General features: G+C 65.6%; 17 protein-coding genes and 1 pseudogene. 14 read left to right on the top strand and 4 right to left on the bottom strand.

All coding sequences use genetic code 11. From position 1 onward, the window contains the following. Positions 1-8: 8 nt before the first annotated feature. The 6 genes from IVB23_RS17255 (at position 9) to IVB23_RS17230 (ending at position 5,317) form a co-directional block, all read left to right on the top strand. Positions 9-311: a DUF3551 domain-containing protein gene (locus tag IVB23_RS17255; RefSeq protein ID WP_247804416.1), complete on the top strand. Its 303-nt coding sequence runs from the start codon at positions 9-11 to the stop codon at positions 309-311. A gap of 382 nt (positions 312-693) precedes the next feature. Beyond that, complete coding sequence (locus tag IVB23_RS17250; protein WP_197966022.1) at positions 694-2,508, top strand: long-chain-acyl-CoA synthetase; 1,815 nt, start codon at positions 694-696, stop codon at positions 2,506-2,508. Between the two features lie 143 nt (positions 2,509-2,651). Then, positions 2,652-2,897, top strand: a complete 246-nt coding sequence (locus tag IVB23_RS17245) for an acyl carrier protein (protein WP_061879258.1) — start codon at positions 2,652-2,654, stop codon at positions 2,895-2,897. Next, positions 2,884-4,266 carry a fatty acid--CoA ligase family protein gene (locus tag IVB23_RS17240; RefSeq protein ID WP_197966023.1) on the top strand — a complete coding sequence of 461 codons (1,383 nt, stop codon included), beginning with the start codon at positions 2,884-2,886 and terminating at the stop codon, positions 4,264-4,266. The genes IVB23_RS17245 and IVB23_RS17240 overlap by 14 nt, the downstream gene beginning before the upstream one ends. Next, the gene (locus IVB23_RS17235; protein WP_197966024.1) at positions 4,259-4,981 is read left to right on the top strand and encodes an SDR family NAD(P)-dependent oxidoreductase; all 723 of its coding nucleotides are present in this window, start codon (positions 4,259-4,261) and stop codon (positions 4,979-4,981) included. The genes IVB23_RS17240 and IVB23_RS17235 overlap by 8 nt, the downstream gene beginning before the upstream one ends. A 126-nt stretch (positions 4,982-5,107) precedes the next feature. Beyond that, entirely contained in the window at positions 5,108-5,317 is a 210-nt protein-coding gene (locus tag IVB23_RS17230; protein ID WP_197966025.1) for a hypothetical protein, read from the top strand. A 5-nt stretch (positions 5,318-5,322) separates the two neighbouring features. Here IVB23_RS17230 and IVB23_RS17225 read toward each other — a convergent pair. Then, positions 5,323-5,720, bottom strand: a pseudogene (locus IVB23_RS17225) (hypothetical protein). Positions 5,721-5,933: 213 nt separating this feature from the next. Between IVB23_RS17225 and IVB23_RS17220 the strand changes: the two are divergent. Continuing rightward, positions 5,934-7,076, top strand: a complete 1,143-nt coding sequence (locus tag IVB23_RS17220; protein ID WP_247804415.1) for a DUF3095 domain-containing protein — start codon at positions 5,934-5,936, stop codon at positions 7,074-7,076. A gap of 156 nt (positions 7,077-7,232) precedes the next feature. On the opposite strand, the gene IVB23_RS17215 is transcribed toward IVB23_RS17220, so the two are convergent. The 3 genes from IVB23_RS17215 to IVB23_RS17205 form a co-directional block, all read right to left on the bottom strand. After that, the gene (locus IVB23_RS17215; protein ID WP_247804414.1) at positions 7,233-7,667 is read right to left on the bottom strand and encodes a DUF2147 domain-containing protein; all 435 of its coding nucleotides are present in this window, start codon (positions 7,665-7,667) and stop codon (positions 7,233-7,235) included. 105 nt (positions 7,668-7,772) lie between these two features. Beyond that, complete coding sequence (locus IVB23_RS17210; protein ID WP_247804413.1) at positions 7,773-9,158, bottom strand: MATE family efflux transporter; 1,386 nt, start codon at positions 9,156-9,158, stop codon at positions 7,773-7,775. An 81-nt stretch (positions 9,159-9,239) separates the two neighbouring features. Beyond that, positions 9,240-9,767 carry a GNAT family N-acetyltransferase gene (locus tag IVB23_RS17205; RefSeq protein ID WP_061879211.1) on the bottom strand — a complete coding sequence of 176 codons (528 nt, stop codon included), beginning with the start codon at positions 9,765-9,767 and terminating at the stop codon, positions 9,240-9,242. Between the two features lie 243 nt (positions 9,768-10,010). On the opposite strand from IVB23_RS17205, the gene IVB23_RS17200 reads away from it, so the two are divergent. From IVB23_RS17200 to IVB23_RS17170, 7 genes are all read left to right on the top strand, one after another. Beyond that, complete coding sequence (locus tag IVB23_RS17200) at positions 10,011-10,607, top strand: superoxide dismutase (protein ID WP_061879212.1); 597 nt, start codon at positions 10,011-10,013, stop codon at positions 10,605-10,607. A gap of 253 nt (positions 10,608-10,860) precedes the next feature. Next, entirely contained in the window at positions 10,861-11,472 is a 612-nt protein-coding gene (locus tag IVB23_RS17195; RefSeq protein ID WP_247804412.1) for a permease, read from the top strand. Beyond that, entirely contained in the window at positions 11,469-11,969 is a 501-nt protein-coding gene (locus IVB23_RS17190) for a hypothetical protein (RefSeq protein WP_126259429.1), read from the top strand. Before IVB23_RS17195 ends, IVB23_RS17190 begins: the two co-directional genes overlap by 4 nt. Before the next feature lie 44 nt (positions 11,970-12,013). Then, on the top strand, positions 12,014-12,250 hold the full coding sequence (locus tag IVB23_RS17185) for a hypothetical protein (protein WP_082822030.1): 237 nt from the start codon (positions 12,014-12,016) through the stop codon (positions 12,248-12,250). Positions 12,251-12,252: 2 nt separating this feature from the next. Further along, a complete protein-coding gene (locus tag IVB23_RS17180) occupies positions 12,253-13,008 on the top strand; it encodes an ABC transporter ATP-binding protein (protein ID WP_061879215.1) in 756 nt (251 codons plus the stop codon). A 6-nt stretch (positions 13,009-13,014) separates the two neighbouring features. After that, the gene (locus IVB23_RS17175) at positions 13,015-13,884 is read left to right on the top strand and encodes a metal ABC transporter permease (RefSeq protein WP_061879216.1); all 870 of its coding nucleotides are present in this window, start codon (positions 13,015-13,017) and stop codon (positions 13,882-13,884) included. A gap of 2 nt (positions 13,885-13,886) precedes the next feature. Beyond that, positions 13,887-14,750, top strand: a complete 864-nt coding sequence (locus IVB23_RS17170; protein ID WP_247804922.1) for a zinc ABC transporter substrate-binding protein — start codon at positions 13,887-13,889, stop codon at positions 14,748-14,750. Positions 14,751-14,767: the final 17 nt, after the last annotated feature.

The following is a 14,767-nucleotide window of genomic DNA, read 5'->3' as shown; positions in this document are numbered from 1 at the left end:
GGTCCACCATGCGTCTCTCTCGGATCTTCGCCGCGCGAATCTCGCTCGCCCTGATCGCGGCGAGCGGCGCCCTGCTCGCCGCCGCGCCGTCGCATGGTCAAACCTTCGATCCCCGCTATCCCGTCTGCATGCACGTCTATTCCGGCGCGAATGGCGGTGGCGGGGACTGGTACGACTGCTCCTTCACCTCGCTGCCGCAGTGCCGCGCGACCGCCTCGGGACGCGCCGCGACCTGTGACCTCAATCCGTACTACCCGGTCAACGCGCCGCACCAGCGTCACAGGCGAAGCGGTCAGCACAAGGGATGGTAGAGCAAGGAATTTCCTGCCTGGCGAAGGCGGCCTAGCCCCTCCCACTATTCCCTCCTCACGCTCGACAGCTCGACCACTTTGCGCCAGCGATCGGCTTCTGCCGTCAGCAGGCTGCCGAACTCATGGGCATTGCTGTGCAGCGGGATCGCGCCGAGGTCGGCGATGCGGGCCTTGATCCCGGCGTCGAGGGAGAGGGGAAGCTTCCCGCTCGGCTTCGCTACTTTGCTGTCGCAAGAATGGCACCGGGCTGCACGCCGATCCCGCCAGCCTGGTAAAGGATCGCTAGAGTTAATCGCGCACTAACGGAGTTTTACCTTGTCTCTTAACACCTGGGCAGCGCGCGCGGGCTAAGCTGCCGGACACAAGCAGACGGCCCGAAAGAGTGAACAATATGACCACCGGCGTCATCGAGCAGCCGAAAGCCGTACACGCACCGTCGGCCTCGAAGATCTGGCTGAAAGCGATCGAGCTCACTGCGCGGATCGAGGCATTGCCCGGGCGTCTGTTCGCGGACGTCATCGACGATTGGGCACAACGCCAGCCCGGCCGCGTTGCGCTGGTCACGGCTGACACAAGTCTGGACTATCAAGGCCTGTCGAAGCGCATCAATCGCTACGCGCGCTGGGCGCGCTCGGTCGGGGTAGCCAAGGGCGATACCGTGGCGCTCATCATGCCGAACGGTATCGACTATCTCGCGGCCTGGCTTGGCATCAGCCGCGTCGGAGGCGTGGTGGCGCTGCTCAATACAAAGCTGGTGGGACAGTCGCTTGCGCATTGCATCGACGTCGCACGACCGGCGCACATCATCGTCGCGCACGAGCTGACGGAGATGCTGGACGGCGCAACGCCGCATCTGAAGGCGCAGCCCAAGGTCTGGACCCACGGTGATGCCCGCAGCCAGCGCGCGATCGATGTCGCTCTCGCCGTCCTCGACGACGGCCCGCTCTCGTCGGACGAACATGGCGACGTCACGATCGATGATCGCGCGCTGCTGATCTACACCTCGGGCACCACTGGTCTGCCGAAAGCGGCCAGCATCAGCCACCGCCGTATCCTCAACTGGGGCTTCTGGTTCGCCGGCCTCACCGGCGCGACTCCGCAGGACCGGCTCTACGATTGTCTCCCGTTGTTCCACTCGGTCGGCGGCATCGTCGCGCCGTGCAGCATGCTGGCTGCCGGCGGCTCGGTCGCCATTGCGGAAAAATTCTCGGCTTCGCACTTCTGGTCCGACATCGTCCGGCATGACTGCACGATGTTTCAGTATATCGGCGAGCTCTGCCGCTATCTGCTGAAGGCGGCGCCGTCGGAATACGAGACCACGCACCGCCTGCGGCTCGTCTGCGGCAACGGTCTGCGCGGCGACATCTGGGAAGATTTCCAGGCGCGCTTTTCCATTCCGCGCATCCTCGAATTCTACGCGGCGACTGAAGGCAATTTTTCGCTGTTCAATGTCGAGGGGCAGCCGGGCGCGATCGGGCGCATTCCGCCGCTGCTCGCACATCGCTTTCCCGCCGGTCTCGTCAAGCTCGACCCCGGCAGCGGCGTGCCGCTGCGCAATGACGAGGGCTTTTGCATCGCCTGTGCTCGCGGCGAGGCCGGCGAAGCCATCGGCCGCATCGGCACCGCGGACGAGGGCGGCGGCCGCTTCGAAGGCTACACCGATGCGGGCGAGACCGAGAAGAAGATCCTGCGCGACGTCTTTGCCAGAGGCGATGCCTGGTTCCGCACCGGCGATCTGATGCGGATCGACGACAAGGGCTTCTTCCATTTCGTCGACCGCATCGGCGACACCTTCCGCTGGAAGGGCGAGAACGTCGCGACCTCGGAGGTGAACGACGCCGTGCGCGATTTCGCCGGCGTGGTTGATGCCACCACCTACGGCGTCGCCATCCCCGGCGCCGACGGCCGCGCCGGCATGAGCGCGATCGTCGTGAACGAGGGCTTTGACATCGCCGCGCTGCCTGCGCATCTCGCGCAGCGCCTGCCGGCTTACGCCCGGCCAGTCTTCATTCGCATCTCGCGCGAGCTCGATGCGACCGAGACGTTCAAGCAGAAGAAGGGCGATCTCGCGCGCGAGGGATTTGACCCGGCTGCGATCTCCGATCCGTTGTTCATGCTCGACCCGAAATCCGGCGCCTATGTCGCGCTCGATTCCAGCACATTTGCCGGGATCGTAGACGGCATGATCCGGCTGTAACGGCAACAAAATCCGCCAGATGGGTCCAATTTTATCTGAATTGTCCAAGAGGCCATTTACTTCTGTCGGGTAAACAGAGGGTCATTGGGAGGCGGTCATCAAGAGCCGCCGGAACACGAATGATAACGAAAAGCGAGCCAGCCATGTCGGTAAGGTCAAAGGTCATCGAAGCGATCCAGCAGATCGCCAGAGAGCAGCATGTCGCGCTTCCCGCACTCTCGGACGATCTGTCCCTGCACGAGACGGGTTTCGACTCGCTCGCCTTCGCCATTCTTGTGGCGCGCCTCGAGGACGAGACCGGCATCGACCCATTCACCATTTCCGAGGACGCTGCGTTCCCCGCCACGGTAGGCGATTTCGTGCGGGCCTACGAAAATGTCCCCGCGTGAGATATTTGCGCTTCGCGACCATCTCGGCGCGGAGCTGAAAGGCCGCACGATCTCCGATGCGCATGATGTCGTGTCGCTGACCGACATCCTGTCGCACACGGTTCTCGGCGGCCGTCTGAGCGAGCTGTCCGGCCGCGCGGTACTGCTGAAACTGTCGGACCAGCTCCGGTCCGGCCTTGCCATGATCGAGCTCGACGGCATCGCCCGCCGCATGCTTCTGTGTCCGCCGGATCTCAACCCGGCGCATCTTGACACGTTGATCGCTGATGCCGGCATCGATGCCGTCGTCACCGACGAGCCTGATCGCTGGGCCGGCACCGGCGTTCCGCTGGTCGTCACCGCGCATTTGCCGCTTCAAGCCACCGCGCCGGCCACGAGCGAGCGTGCGACCGAATGGTTGATGTTGACTTCGGGTACCTCTGGCGTGCCAAAGATCGCTGGCCATACGCTGGAGGCGCTGACCGGGGCGATCGTTGCCGAGGGCCCTGCGCGCGGACCGGCGCCGGTATGGGCGACGTTCTACGACATCCGCCGCTATGGCGGCCTGCAGATCTTCCTCCGCGCTATCCTGTCCGGCGGCTCGATGGTGCTGTCCGATCCGCATGAAGCGCTCGGCGATCACATCGCGCGGTTGAATGCGCGCGGCGTCTCGCACATCTCGGGCACGCCCTCGCACTGGCGCAAGCTCCTGATGAGCGGCGCGGCCGCGCAATTCGCCCCGGCTTACGTCCGCCTCTCCGGCGAGATCGCCGACCAGGCCGTGCTCGACGGCTTGAAGGCGGCGTTCCCCGATGCTTCGGTCGGCCACGCCTATGCCTCGACCGAGGCCGGAGTCGGCTTTGCCGTGAATGACGGGCTGGAGGGCTTTCCGGCCGACTATCTCGGCAACCGCAACGGCGTCGAGATGAAGGTCGTCGACGGCTCGCTGCGGATTCGCTCGGCGCGCACGGCGCATGCCTATGTCGGCCGCGACGCGGCGGCGCTTACCGATGCCGACGGCTTCGTCGACAGCGGCGACATCGTCGAGCTGCGCGGTGACCGTTACTACTTCGTCGGCCGTCGCGGCGGCATCATCAATATCGGCGGGCTGAAGGTCCATCCCGAGGAGATCGAGGCGGTGATCAATCGCCATCCTGACGTGCGGATGTCGCGCGCCAAGTCGCGCCGCAGCCCGATCACCGGCGGCATCGTCGTCGCCGACGCGATCCTCACTGAGGGCACCGATGCGGCGCGCGCGAAAGAGATACGCGACCAGATCCTGGATCAGTGCCGCGCCCAGCTCGCGTCCCACAAGGTGCCGGCGGTGATCCGTTTCGTCGAGGCGCTCGACGTCACCCCGGCCGGCAAACTGGCGCGCACCGATGCATAACGTTCTCGTCACCGGCGGCAGCCGCGGTATCGGTCTTGCCATTGCAACGCGCCTCGTCGGAGGTGGCTTCAACGTGATCGCGGCCGCGCGGCGCGAGAGCGACGAGCTCAAGGCGGCGATTGTCCGGTCCGAGGGGCGGCTGCATTTCCGCGCCTGCGATCTTGCGGTGATCGATGCGATCCCGGCCTTCGCAAAACTGGTGCGCGACGAATTCGGCCCGATCTACGGCCTCGTCAACAATGCCGGCCTCGGCACTGAAGGCCTGCTCGCCACCATGCACAATTCGGAGATTGCGGCGCTGGTGCAGCTCAACGTGCTGTCGCCGATCGTCCTCACCAAATATGTCGCGCGGCAGATGATGGCCGATGGTGCCGGCCGCATCGTCAACATCTCCTCGATCATCGCGACCACGGGCTACAACGGCCTGTCGGTTTACGGCGCGACCAAGGCGGCCGCGACCGGCTTCACCCGATCCCTCGCGCGCGAGGTCGGCAAGCTCGGCATCACAGTGAATGCGATCGCTCCGGGCTTCATCGACACCGAGCTCACCCACAATCTCTCCGACGAGGGACGCAGGCGCATCGCGGGCCGCAGCGCGCTGCGTCGCCTGCCGGAGACGGACGACGTCGCGCGCATGGTGGAATACCTGCTGGGCGAAGGCGGCCGCAACGTCACCGGGACGGTGTTCACCATCGACGCGGGGAATACGGCGTAAGCGGAACTCTGACGCCATGATCGTGTTGATCCGGCCCAATGACATTCAGCCGGATTTGGTCGTAAGATGCCCCGCAATCGGTTGGGTTACGTCAATCGATCTGCCCTAATCGACAGGGAGCAGTCCATGACGACATCAAACATGACCGCTTCAAATCAGGTCCGCGCGGAGCAATCCCCTGCGAAACCGAATGATGTCCGCTGCCCGCCGATGACACATCAGAATTCCGGCAGTCACGGCCATGAAATGTACCCGCAGCAATTCGTCCGTCTGGTCGGCTGCCATGATGCGTCTCTCGATGCCTTGCGCAAGCTTCAGGATGAGCGGCTGCACTAAGCCGCTCATGTCCGCAGCTTCGGCGAGTCCTTCGGAAGGTCAATTCGCTCGTGTGAGAATTCCGGCGGGCCTTCGGTGAGGCGGCGGATGCGGCGCTCGCGTTCGTCCGCCGGTAATGCGGGATCGAGCAGCGTCTCGATCTCATGGACTGCGATCTCTTCGATCCTGGTGGCGTCCGATTCGAGCGGGTGCACGGCGTGAGGACCGGGGATGCGGTCTTCAAGCCCAGCTCGATCAGCTTGCAGATTGCATCCGAGCGAGTCAGCTGATGAGATTCGGCCCAAGCGTCGACGGCCGCCGTCAGCCTTTCGGGCATCTTCACGGCGCTGATCGGGTCGATGCCCGTGCGCCGCCTGACCGGAGAGGTGGAGTCCTTGTTGCCGAAGTCGGGCACCTCGATCATCCCATGCAACCCTTGGAGGCGATCGACGATAGCCGTTCTCCCCGGGCCGTCGTTTGATGCCGATCAATGACTCCGCCGCGGCAATTGCAGCGGGGCCGTATCTTGTTGTCCGGGTCGGTTTCGGCCAATGATTGAATTTGGGGGCGCCGTTCGGCGAACCCGGATCGATCCTGCCACGTATTTGCTTCGTACTCCAACCATCCGGCAACCCCGATGACCTCAGGCGAATCCTTCTATGGCGGCATTCCCGTCTTCCGAGGCTTCACCAGCCTGATGGACCCGGCGCTGTATTCGCCGCTGCCGGAGGACTGGAGCATCGGCATTGCCGACATCGTCGATTCGACCAGGGCGATCGCGGCGCAGCGCTACAAGGCGGTCAACATGGCCGGAGCCGCCGTGATCGCGGCGGTGACGAATGCGTTGGGGGGACGCGAATTCCCCTTCGTGTTCGGCGGCGATGGCGCGAGCTTTGCGGTTGCGCCGGAGGATGTCGAACTTGCCCGCGAGGCGCTGGCCGCGACCGCGACTTGGGTGCGGGAAGATCTCGATCTGACCATGCGCGTCGCACTGGTGCCGGCCAGCGCCATCCGCGTGCAGGGGCTTGACGTGCGCGTCGCCCGGTTCGGGCCGTCGGCCAACCTGTCCTATGCGATGTTTTCGGGCGGCGGGCTCGCCTGGGCCGACGCCGCGATGAAGCGCGGCGAGTTTGCCGTCGAGGAGGCGCCCGCCGGGGCACAACCGGACCTCTCGGGCCTGTCGTGCCGCTTCGAAGTGATGCCCGCGGCGCGCGGCCTGATCCTGTCGGTGCTGGTGATGCCGGCGCGCGGCGTTGATCCGCAGGCCTTGCGCAAGGTGATCGAGGACATCATCCATCTCGTCGAGCGCAGCCCGGAAGGGGGCCGCCCGGTGCCGCCGCAGGGCCCGCCGCTGAAATGGCCGCCGCAGGGCGTGGAATTCGAGGCCCGCACCAGGCGCGGGGGTCCGCTGCTCGCGCGCAGAGCCAGCGTGCTGGCCTATACGCTGTTCGCCTATTTCATCATGCGCTTCGACATCAAGATCGGCGGTTTCGTGCCCAGCCTCTACAAGCGCCAGGTCGTCGAGAACTCGGACTTCCGCAAGTATGACGACGGCCTGCGCATGATACTCGACTGCACCCCGCAGCTCGAGCGCTTGTTGAGCGAACGTCTCGCGGCCGCCGCGCGCGACGGCATCGTACGCTACGGCCTCCATCAGCAGGACGCCGCGATGATGACCTGCTTCGCGCCGTCGGCGCTGCGCAGCGATCACGTCCATTTCATCGACGGCGCGCGCGGCGGCTATGCCTCGGCGGCGACGGCGCTGAAGGCGATGATGTGAAAGACTCTCGTGCCCCGGACGCAGCGCAGCACGTAGTGATGCGCTGCTGAGCCGGTGCCCATATCTCGGTGTCGCACCGTGCTGCTGTCTGGGCCCCGGCTCTGCAGCGCACCGCAAGAGCGCCGCGCTGCGTCCGGGGCACGAGAGTTCAGAAGCTCACCGCCCCGCGCGCGTCCAGGTTTCACCGCCGCAGAGCGCGCCGACGCAGCCTTCGACCCGCAGCGAGTCCGCGCCCGTCAGGCTGATGTTGCTCGCATAGGTGCTGCCGTCGTCGGCGTTGTAGATCTGCCCCGACCATTTGTTCAGTCCCGCCGGCTCCATGCCGCTGAACAAGGGCAGGCCGATCATCGGACGCCTGGCGAGTGCGGGATTGGGATTCTTGCTGTCGGTGGCGGGCTGGCCGGTCGAAGTATCATAGGGCTCGCGCAGCCAGACGATGTGGCCGCAGATGCCGCCGCCGCATTTGCTGATCTTCACGCGCGCATCGCCGGCCTGCGTGAGCCAGGTCCCGTCGGCGCTCTGCGCACGAGCGGCAGATGTGCCAAGCAACGCGGCGAAGAGGACGATGAGAGCTGCGAATCTGGACGTCATGGAAGGCCCCGAAAATGGAGCGCCTCCATAGCAGCCCGGCAGGATAGTGCAACGCCGGCCGGAATCACTTTCCTGCGTTCGACGGCCTGAACGTTTTGCCTGCGCTCATTTGCCCCAGCGCACGAACGCGACCGAGGCCGCGGTTGACAGCCCGAACGCCACCATGGCGCCGCCGACCAGCGCGAACAGGGTCCAGGCCGGAGCTTGCGCGGTCAGGAGTCCGACGCCGCCGATCGCGACGATCAGGAGCCGCGCCGTCGAGGCGAGCACGGGCCCGCCGACGCGCGCCGCGCCCTGTGACGAGAAGTATAGCGATACGCCCATGCCGAAGAACACGAAGGCCGGACCTGCCCAGTGGAAATAGCTGTGCGCGGCGGCGGTGACGCCGGGATCCCGCGTGAAGAGCCCGACCCACAGCGACGGAGCGAGCGCAACAGTGAGGCCGATCAGGCCGACCGTGAGTCCGGAGGCCGCAGCCGCCGTCCACGCCACGCGCCGCGCGCGCTTCACATGTCCGGCGCCGATCGCCATGCCGACCATCGGCACCGAGGCGATGCCGAAGGCGAAGGTGATCGGAATCAGCAGAAATTCCAGCCGCGAGCCGATGCCATAGCCTGCCAGCATCTCGGTGCCGAAGGTCGCGAGAATCTTCGTGAAGATCAGGATGGTGAGCACGGTCTGCAGCGGCGACAAACAGGCCACCGCGCCGACCTTGAGGATGTCCAGGAACATCGCGCGTTCGAAATGAAACGCGCGGATATCGAGCGGCAGCCGGCTGCGCCCGGACAACAGATACCAGAGGAAGAAGATCGCCGCGCAGCTGAACGCGATCAGCTGGCCGCTCGCGACACCCGGCATGCCGAATTGCGGCACGCCGAACAGGCCGAGCCCGAGCGTGCCGCCGAGCGCGATCTGGAGCACGCTCGCTCCGATCAGAATCATCGAGGGCAGGCGCATGTCGCCGGTGCCGCGGATCACCGAGGCCAGCGTGTTGACGAGCCAGATCGCGACCGCGCCGGAGAACAGCACCTGCGAATAGCCGCTGGCTTCTTCCAGCACGTGCTCGCGCCCGCCGAGCAGTGCGAAGAAGGAGCGGCCGAAGGCGAGCATCGTCACCGTGAAGAACAGCCCGCCGCAGAGGCCGATGATGGCGGCATGCAGCGCCAGCGTCGCGGCGCGGTCGCGATCCCCTGCGCCGAGCGCGCGGCTGATCGCGGAGGAAACGCCGCCGCCCATCGCGCCTGCGCTCATCATCTGCGTCAGCATTGCGAACGGAAACACCAGTGCGATCGCGGCGAGCGGAATGGTGCCGAGCCGGCCGATATAGGAGGTCTCGGCCACTGCAACGAGCGCGCTGCCGACCATCGCGATCATGTTGGGGATCGCGAGCCGCAGCAGCGTCGGCAAGATCGGCGCGGTCAGGAGGCTGGCGATGGGGGAGGCGACCGGCGCAACCGGCGGGACGGCGTCTGCTGTGGCGTCGATCGTCATGTTCACCGGGCGGAATATTAAATGATGGCCGACATATTATAAGGCCTGCGGCAGCCGGCGCAGCCCTCGCTCACGCAGGGCTCACCACGGCAGGCCGCATAGGTCGATCGTGCCCAGCGTCGGCGCGCGCACGATGTCGAAGACGTAGGGCGCCATGTAGTCGAAGCGGATCCGCCCCTCCGGCTGCTCGCAATAGACCTCGCCCTTGAAGCGCTGCCATTTGCGAGCCTCGTAGAACGCGAAATTGTGCGGCTCGCAGAACAGCAGGCCGAAGCGGACCGCCTCGTTGGCGCGCATGGTATGCACCGCCGCATCGATCGCGATGGTCGCGTAGCCGCGGCCGCGCCGGTCCTCCCGCGTGGAGACGCCGCCGATGCCGCCGACGTGAACCTTCTGTCCGTTCCAGCTGATGGTCCGGAAGTAGATGCCGACATGGCAGACGAGACCGTCCTCGGGCGTCTCGAGCAGCACGCGGAGATCGGCATTGGCCCATTTGACGTGAGCCCAGGACTTACCCGCGACCAACTGCGGTGCCCAGACCGCCTGAAGCAGCGGCTCGGCAATCTGCCACGAGGCGTCGCCGTTCAAAATGTCGATCTCGATGCTCATGGCGTGCTCCTTCGCAACTCCGTTCCTTGGCGCGTCAGTTCTGTCTTAAGCGCTTCAAAGGCAATGATATTTCCCGGCGCCCGCAGGCCCGATCGACGGCGGCCGGTTGCGGTGAATTTGTGCATCGGACAAGGCTCGCCCGGTCACGCCTTTTCGTAAATTCTCAGGTATTTAATGACGGCGGAACCTTCTATAAGGGGTGACCGTTAGAACTCGTTCCCCACCAGTTGCGGACAAGAACCCATGACCTTTACGCTGCCCCCACTCCCTTACGCCTATGACGCCCTCGGCCAGTATATGTCGAAGGAGACGCTGGAATATCATCACGACAAGCATCATCAGGCCTACGTCACCAACGGCAACAACGCGCTCAAGGGAACCGAATGGGAAGGCAAGTCCCTTGAAGAGATCGTCAAGGGCTCGTTCGGCAAGAACCCTGCCGTGTTCAACAATGCCGGCCAGCACTACAACCACATCCACTTCTGGAGCTGGATGAAGCCAAATGGCGGCGGCACCAAGCTGCCGGGCAAGCTCGAGAAGAAGATCAACGAGGACCTCGGCGGCTTCGAGAAGTTCAAGACCGACTTCCAGGCGGCCGGCGTCGGCCAGTTCGGCTCCGGCTGGTGCTGGCTCCAGGTCAAGAACGGCAAGCTCGAAATCTCCAAGACCCCGAATGGCGAGAATCCGCTGGTGCACGGCGCCACCCCGATCCTCGGCTGCGACGTCTGGGAGCACTCCTACTACATCGACTATCGCAACCGCCGCCCCGACTATCTCAAGGCGTTCGTCGAGAACCTCGTGAACTGGGACTACGTGGAGTCCCTGTTCGAGAAGGCGTAAGTGTCATTCCGGGGCGCGCGAAGCGCGAGCCCGGAATCCATTTATCCGTTCGGGTGACGCCCGATGGATTCCGGGCTCGGCGCTGATGCGCCGCCCCGGAATGAACAAAAAGGCGGTCGCATCAGCGGCCGCCTTTTTGCTGTGCGGAATTGCCCTGCACGGTGCGCGTATCGGCCTGTGATCGTTCCGTTTGCATCGCCCGGCCGGCGCTCCTAATCAGAACGGGCCATCCCCTCGAGCCGACCCGAGCCCGTTGTCAGAACCTTCCCCGAAAGACCCGGCGCCTGCCGAGGACGCAGACTCCGAGCCGCGGCCGGGGCGTGTGCGCAAGCCGATCGGCTGGTCGACCATCATCATTGCGGTCCTGGTGGCGGTGAGCGCGGGACTGGTCTGGCGGCGTGACGGTGCCGACGGCGTCCTCGACATTCTCACCCATGACCTGTCGCTGTTCGGCGGCATCCTGCCGCGCGTGCTGGCTGGGTGCCTGCTCGGCGCCTTCATCTCCGAGATCCTGCCTCACGAGAAAGTTTCACGCTCGCTCGGGCCGAAATCCGGCCTGATGGGTCTTCTGATCGGCACCGCCTTCGGCGCGATCCTGCCGGGCGGTCCCTTCACCGCCTATCCGGTGGCGAGCGCGTTGCTCGCGGTCGGCGCCGATTTCGGCGCCACCATCGCCATGGTCGTGAGCTGGACGCTGATCGGCTATGGCCGGGCGGTCGCCTGGGAGATCCCGATCATGGGCACCGACTTCACGCTGTGGCGGATCGTCATCTCGCTGCCGCTGCCGGTGCTGGCGGGTGCCCTCGGCCGCTTCGTCTATGTCAGGCTCTATCCGAAGCCGCTCGCGAAGGATGACGAGAATTGAGCGCGGCGCTTCTGATCGACATCCTGTTGTGGGGCTCGGTGCTGGGCGTCGGCCTGATCGCGTTCCGCCGCGGCCCTCCCGTGTTCAAGGCCTCGCTGCGCGAAGGCTCGATGGACTTCATCAACATCGTGCCGCGGATCGCCCTGGGTGTGATCGGCTCCGGCTACATCGCCGCCATCATCCCGCAGGAGGTGATCACCGGCTGGCTGGGCCCGGACAGCGGCTGGCTCGGGGTCGCAACTGCCGTGGTCGCCGGCGCGGCCACGCCCGGTGGTCCCGTGATCGGCTTCTCCATCGGAACCGTGGCGCTGAAGTCCGGCGGCGGAATGCCCCAGGTGGTTGCCTATGTCGTCGCCTGGGCGCTGTTCGCTTTTCAGCGCGTGATTTTGTGGGAAATCCCGTTCATGCCGGCCCGTTTTGTCTGGTTCCGCTGTGCCGTGTCCGTGCCATTCCCGTTCGTGGCCGCCGCCATCGCGATGGTGATCGGCAAGCCCTGAGCCCGGCGTGGACAGGAGTGATGTTATAATATAACGTTGTCGACATGGTTCCCGCCGCGTCCCGCGCCCAGCATCATGACCATGTCCAGGGCCACGCCCTTGGCCACGGGCATTCGCATGGGCACGACCACAGCCATGCCCATGTTCATGATGCGACGTCTCCGCATCCGGCCCAGGCGGCGCGCTGGTCGATCCTGCGCATGACCGTGGCAGGCCGCCTCGCGGCCGCGGCCGCCGTTTGTGCCGTGCTCTGGGGCATCGTTTTTCTGGCGATGAGGTGAGCATGGCGGCGCTGCATTTCCACAACGTCACGCTGGGCTATGACCGTCATCCGGCGGTGCACCATCTCAGCGGCGAGGTCGCCCCGGGTGCACTTGTCGCCGTGATCGGCCCGAACGGCGCCGGCAAGTCGACCCTGCTGCGCGGCATCGTCGGCATCCTCAAACCGCTCGATGGCACCATCCATCTCGGCGGCCTCGATGCCCGCGACATCGCCTATCTGCCGCAGAGCGCGGAGATCGACCGCAGCTTCCCGATCTCGGTGTTCGATTTCGTCGGCACCGGGCTGTGGCGCGCCACCGGTCTGTTCGGTGGCATCGGCAGGGCCGCGCGCGAGAAAATCCTCGGCGCGATCGCCTCCGTCGGCCTCAATGGATTCGAGAACCGCCCGATCGGCACGCTCTCGGGCGGCCAGATGCAGCGCGTGCTGTTCGCGCGCGTGCTGCTCCAGGATGCGAGCCTGATCGTGCTCGACGAGCCCTTCAACGCCATCGACACCAAGACCACGGCCGATCTGCTCGCGCTGGTAAAGCAATGGCACGGCGAAGGCCGCACCGTGCTCGCCGCGCTGCATGACATGGAGATGGTGCGCAACCATTTCAGCGACACGCTGGTGCTGGCGCGCGGCCCCGTGGCATGGGGCCCGACCGCTGAGGTGCTGACGCCGGAAAACCTGATCGTCGCGATGCGGATGTGCGAGGCCTTCGACGACAGCGCCGCCGCCTGCGCGGCCGATGATGTCAGCTCGCGGGCGGCTTGATATCCGATGATCCATGACGCGCTGATCGGTCCGTTCACCGAATTCGAGTTCATGCGGCGGGCGCTCGCCGCCGTGATTGCGCTGGCATTGGCGGGCGCGCCGATCGGCGTATTCCTGATGCTGCGACGGATGAGCCTCGTCGGCGATGCCATGGCGCACGCGATCCTGCCCGGCGCGGCCGTCGGATTCCTGCTCTCGGGCCTCAGTCTGTTCGCGATGACGGCCGGTGGCCTCATCGCCGGCTTTGCAGTCGCGATCCTCGCCGGCGTGGTCGCGCGCTCGACCGGGCTGAAGGAGGACGCGTCGCTTGCGACTTTCTATCTGGCCTCGCTCGCGCTCGGCGTCACCATCGTCTCGATCAAGGGCACGAATATCGACCTGCTGCACGTGCTGTTCGGCAACATCCTCGCAATGGACGATCAGACGCTGCTGGTCGTCGCCTTCAATGCCACCGTGACGCTGCTGGTGCTCGCGGTGATCTATCGCCCGCTCGTGATCGAGAGCGTCGACCCCTTGTTCTTGCGCACCGTGAGCCGCGCCGGCGGCCCCGCGCATCTCGCCTTCCTCGCGCTCGTTGTCATCAACCTCGTCAACGGCTTTCAGGCGCTCGGCACGCTGCTTGCGGTCGGACTCATGATCCTGCCCGCGGGCACCGCCCGGTTCTGGTCGCGCGACCTGACCACGATGATCTGCATCGCCGTCGTTGCCGCCGCGGTCTCGGGCTATGCGGGGCTCGTGCTGTCGTTCCAAACCCGTGTGCCGTCAGGCCCGGCCATCATCCTCGTGGCGACGATGCTCTACATCGTCTCCGTCCTGTTCGGCCGCGTCGGCGGCATCGTCCGGCAACTGTTTCCCGGCCGGCACCTGGAAGCATGACGATGCGGCTCATCCTGTTTTGTGCGCTGTTGCTGATCGCCGCGCCGCTGCATGCCGCCGAGCGGCTCAACGTCGTCGCCAGCTTCTCGATCCTCGGCGATTTCGTCCGCAACGTCGGTGGTGACCGCATCAACCTGACGACGCTGGTCGGCGCGGACGGCGACGTCCACGTCTACACGCCGGCCCCGGCCGATGCGAAGCGGGTCGCGGATGCAAGGCTCGTCATCGTCAATGGACTCGGCCTCGAGGGCTGGCTGCCGCGTCTCGTCCAATCCTCCGGCAGCAAGGCAACGGTCGTCGTTGCCAGTGCCGGCATCGCGCCTCTGAAGCTTGGCTCAGCCGCGGATCCCCATGCCTGGCAGTCTGTCCCGAACGCCAGGATCTACGTGACCGACATCGCCAATGCGTTGGCCGCCGCCGTCCCGGCTGAGGCGGACTTCTTCCGCACCCAGGCCCAGGCCTATCTGGAAAAGCTCGAAGCGCTGGACCGCGATATCCGCGACGCCGTGGCGAAGATCCCGCCGGACCGGCGCAAGGTGATCTCCACCCACGACGCTTTCGGCTATTTTTCCGCCGAATACGGTATCCGGTTCATCGCCCCCCTGGGCGTCTCCACGGAAACCGAACCCAGCGCGCGCGACATCGCGGCCATCATCAGCCAGATCAAGGCCCAGAAAATTCCGGCCGTATTCCTGGAAAATATCAGCGACGACCGCCTGATCCGCCGGATCGCGGCCGAGAGCGGCGCCAAGGTCGGCGGGACCCTGATTTCGGACGGTTTGACCGACGAAAAGGGGCCTGCACCCACTTACATTGACATGGTCAGGCACAATATAAAGGCCCTGACCAGCGCGCTTGACCATTAGGGCAGGGGCCACCCCGC

It is taken from the genome of Bradyrhizobium sp. 191 (assembly GCF_023100985.1).
Taxonomy (GTDB): domain Bacteria; phylum Pseudomonadota; class Alphaproteobacteria; order Rhizobiales; family Xanthobacteraceae; genus Bradyrhizobium; species Bradyrhizobium diversitatis.
This window is presented reverse-complemented; position numbering and strand designations above follow the sequence as displayed.

Excerpts from the sequence above, each read along its gene's own strand:
- IVB23_RS17255 (WP_247804416.1), top strand. The coding sequence starts at position 9 with ATGCGTCTCTCTCGGATCTTCGCCGCGCGAATCTCGCTCGCCCTGATC.
- IVB23_RS17245 (WP_061879258.1), top strand. The coding sequence starts at position 2,652 with ATGTCGGTAAGGTCAAAGGTCATCGAAGCGATCCAGCAGATCGCCAGA.
- IVB23_RS17240 (WP_197966023.1), top strand. The coding sequence starts at position 2,884 with ATGTCCCCGCGTGAGATATTTGCGCTTCGCGACCATCTCGGCGCGGAG.
- IVB23_RS17235 (WP_197966024.1), top strand. The coding sequence starts at position 4,259 with ATGCATAACGTTCTCGTCACCGGCGGCAGCCGCGGTATCGGTCTTGCC.
- IVB23_RS17230 (WP_197966025.1), top strand. The coding sequence starts at position 5,108 with ATGACGACATCAAACATGACCGCTTCAAATCAGGTCCGCGCGGAGCAA.
- IVB23_RS17220 (WP_247804415.1), top strand. The coding sequence starts at position 5,934 with ATGACCTCAGGCGAATCCTTCTATGGCGGCATTCCCGTCTTCCGAGGC.
- IVB23_RS17215 (WP_247804414.1), bottom strand. The coding sequence starts at position 7,667 with ATGACGTCCAGATTCGCAGCTCTCATCGTCCTCTTCGCCGCGTTGCTT.
- IVB23_RS17210 (WP_247804413.1), bottom strand. The coding sequence starts at position 9,158 with ATGACGATCGACGCCACAGCAGACGCCGTCCCGCCGGTTGCGCCGGTC.
- IVB23_RS17205 (WP_061879211.1), bottom strand. The coding sequence starts at position 9,767 with ATGAGCATCGAGATCGACATTTTGAACGGCGACGCCTCGTGGCAGATT.
- IVB23_RS17200 (WP_061879212.1), top strand. The coding sequence starts at position 10,011 with ATGACCTTTACGCTGCCCCCACTCCCTTACGCCTATGACGCCCTCGGC.
- IVB23_RS17185 (WP_082822030.1), top strand. The coding sequence starts at position 12,014 with ATGGTTCCCGCCGCGTCCCGCGCCCAGCATCATGACCATGTCCAGGGC.
- IVB23_RS17180 (WP_061879215.1), top strand. The coding sequence starts at position 12,253 with ATGGCGGCGCTGCATTTCCACAACGTCACGCTGGGCTATGACCGTCAT.
- IVB23_RS17175 (WP_061879216.1), top strand. The coding sequence starts at position 13,015 with ATGATCCATGACGCGCTGATCGGTCCGTTCACCGAATTCGAGTTCATG.
- IVB23_RS17170 (WP_247804922.1), top strand. The coding sequence starts at position 13,887 with ATGCGGCTCATCCTGTTTTGTGCGCTGTTGCTGATCGCCGCGCCGCTG.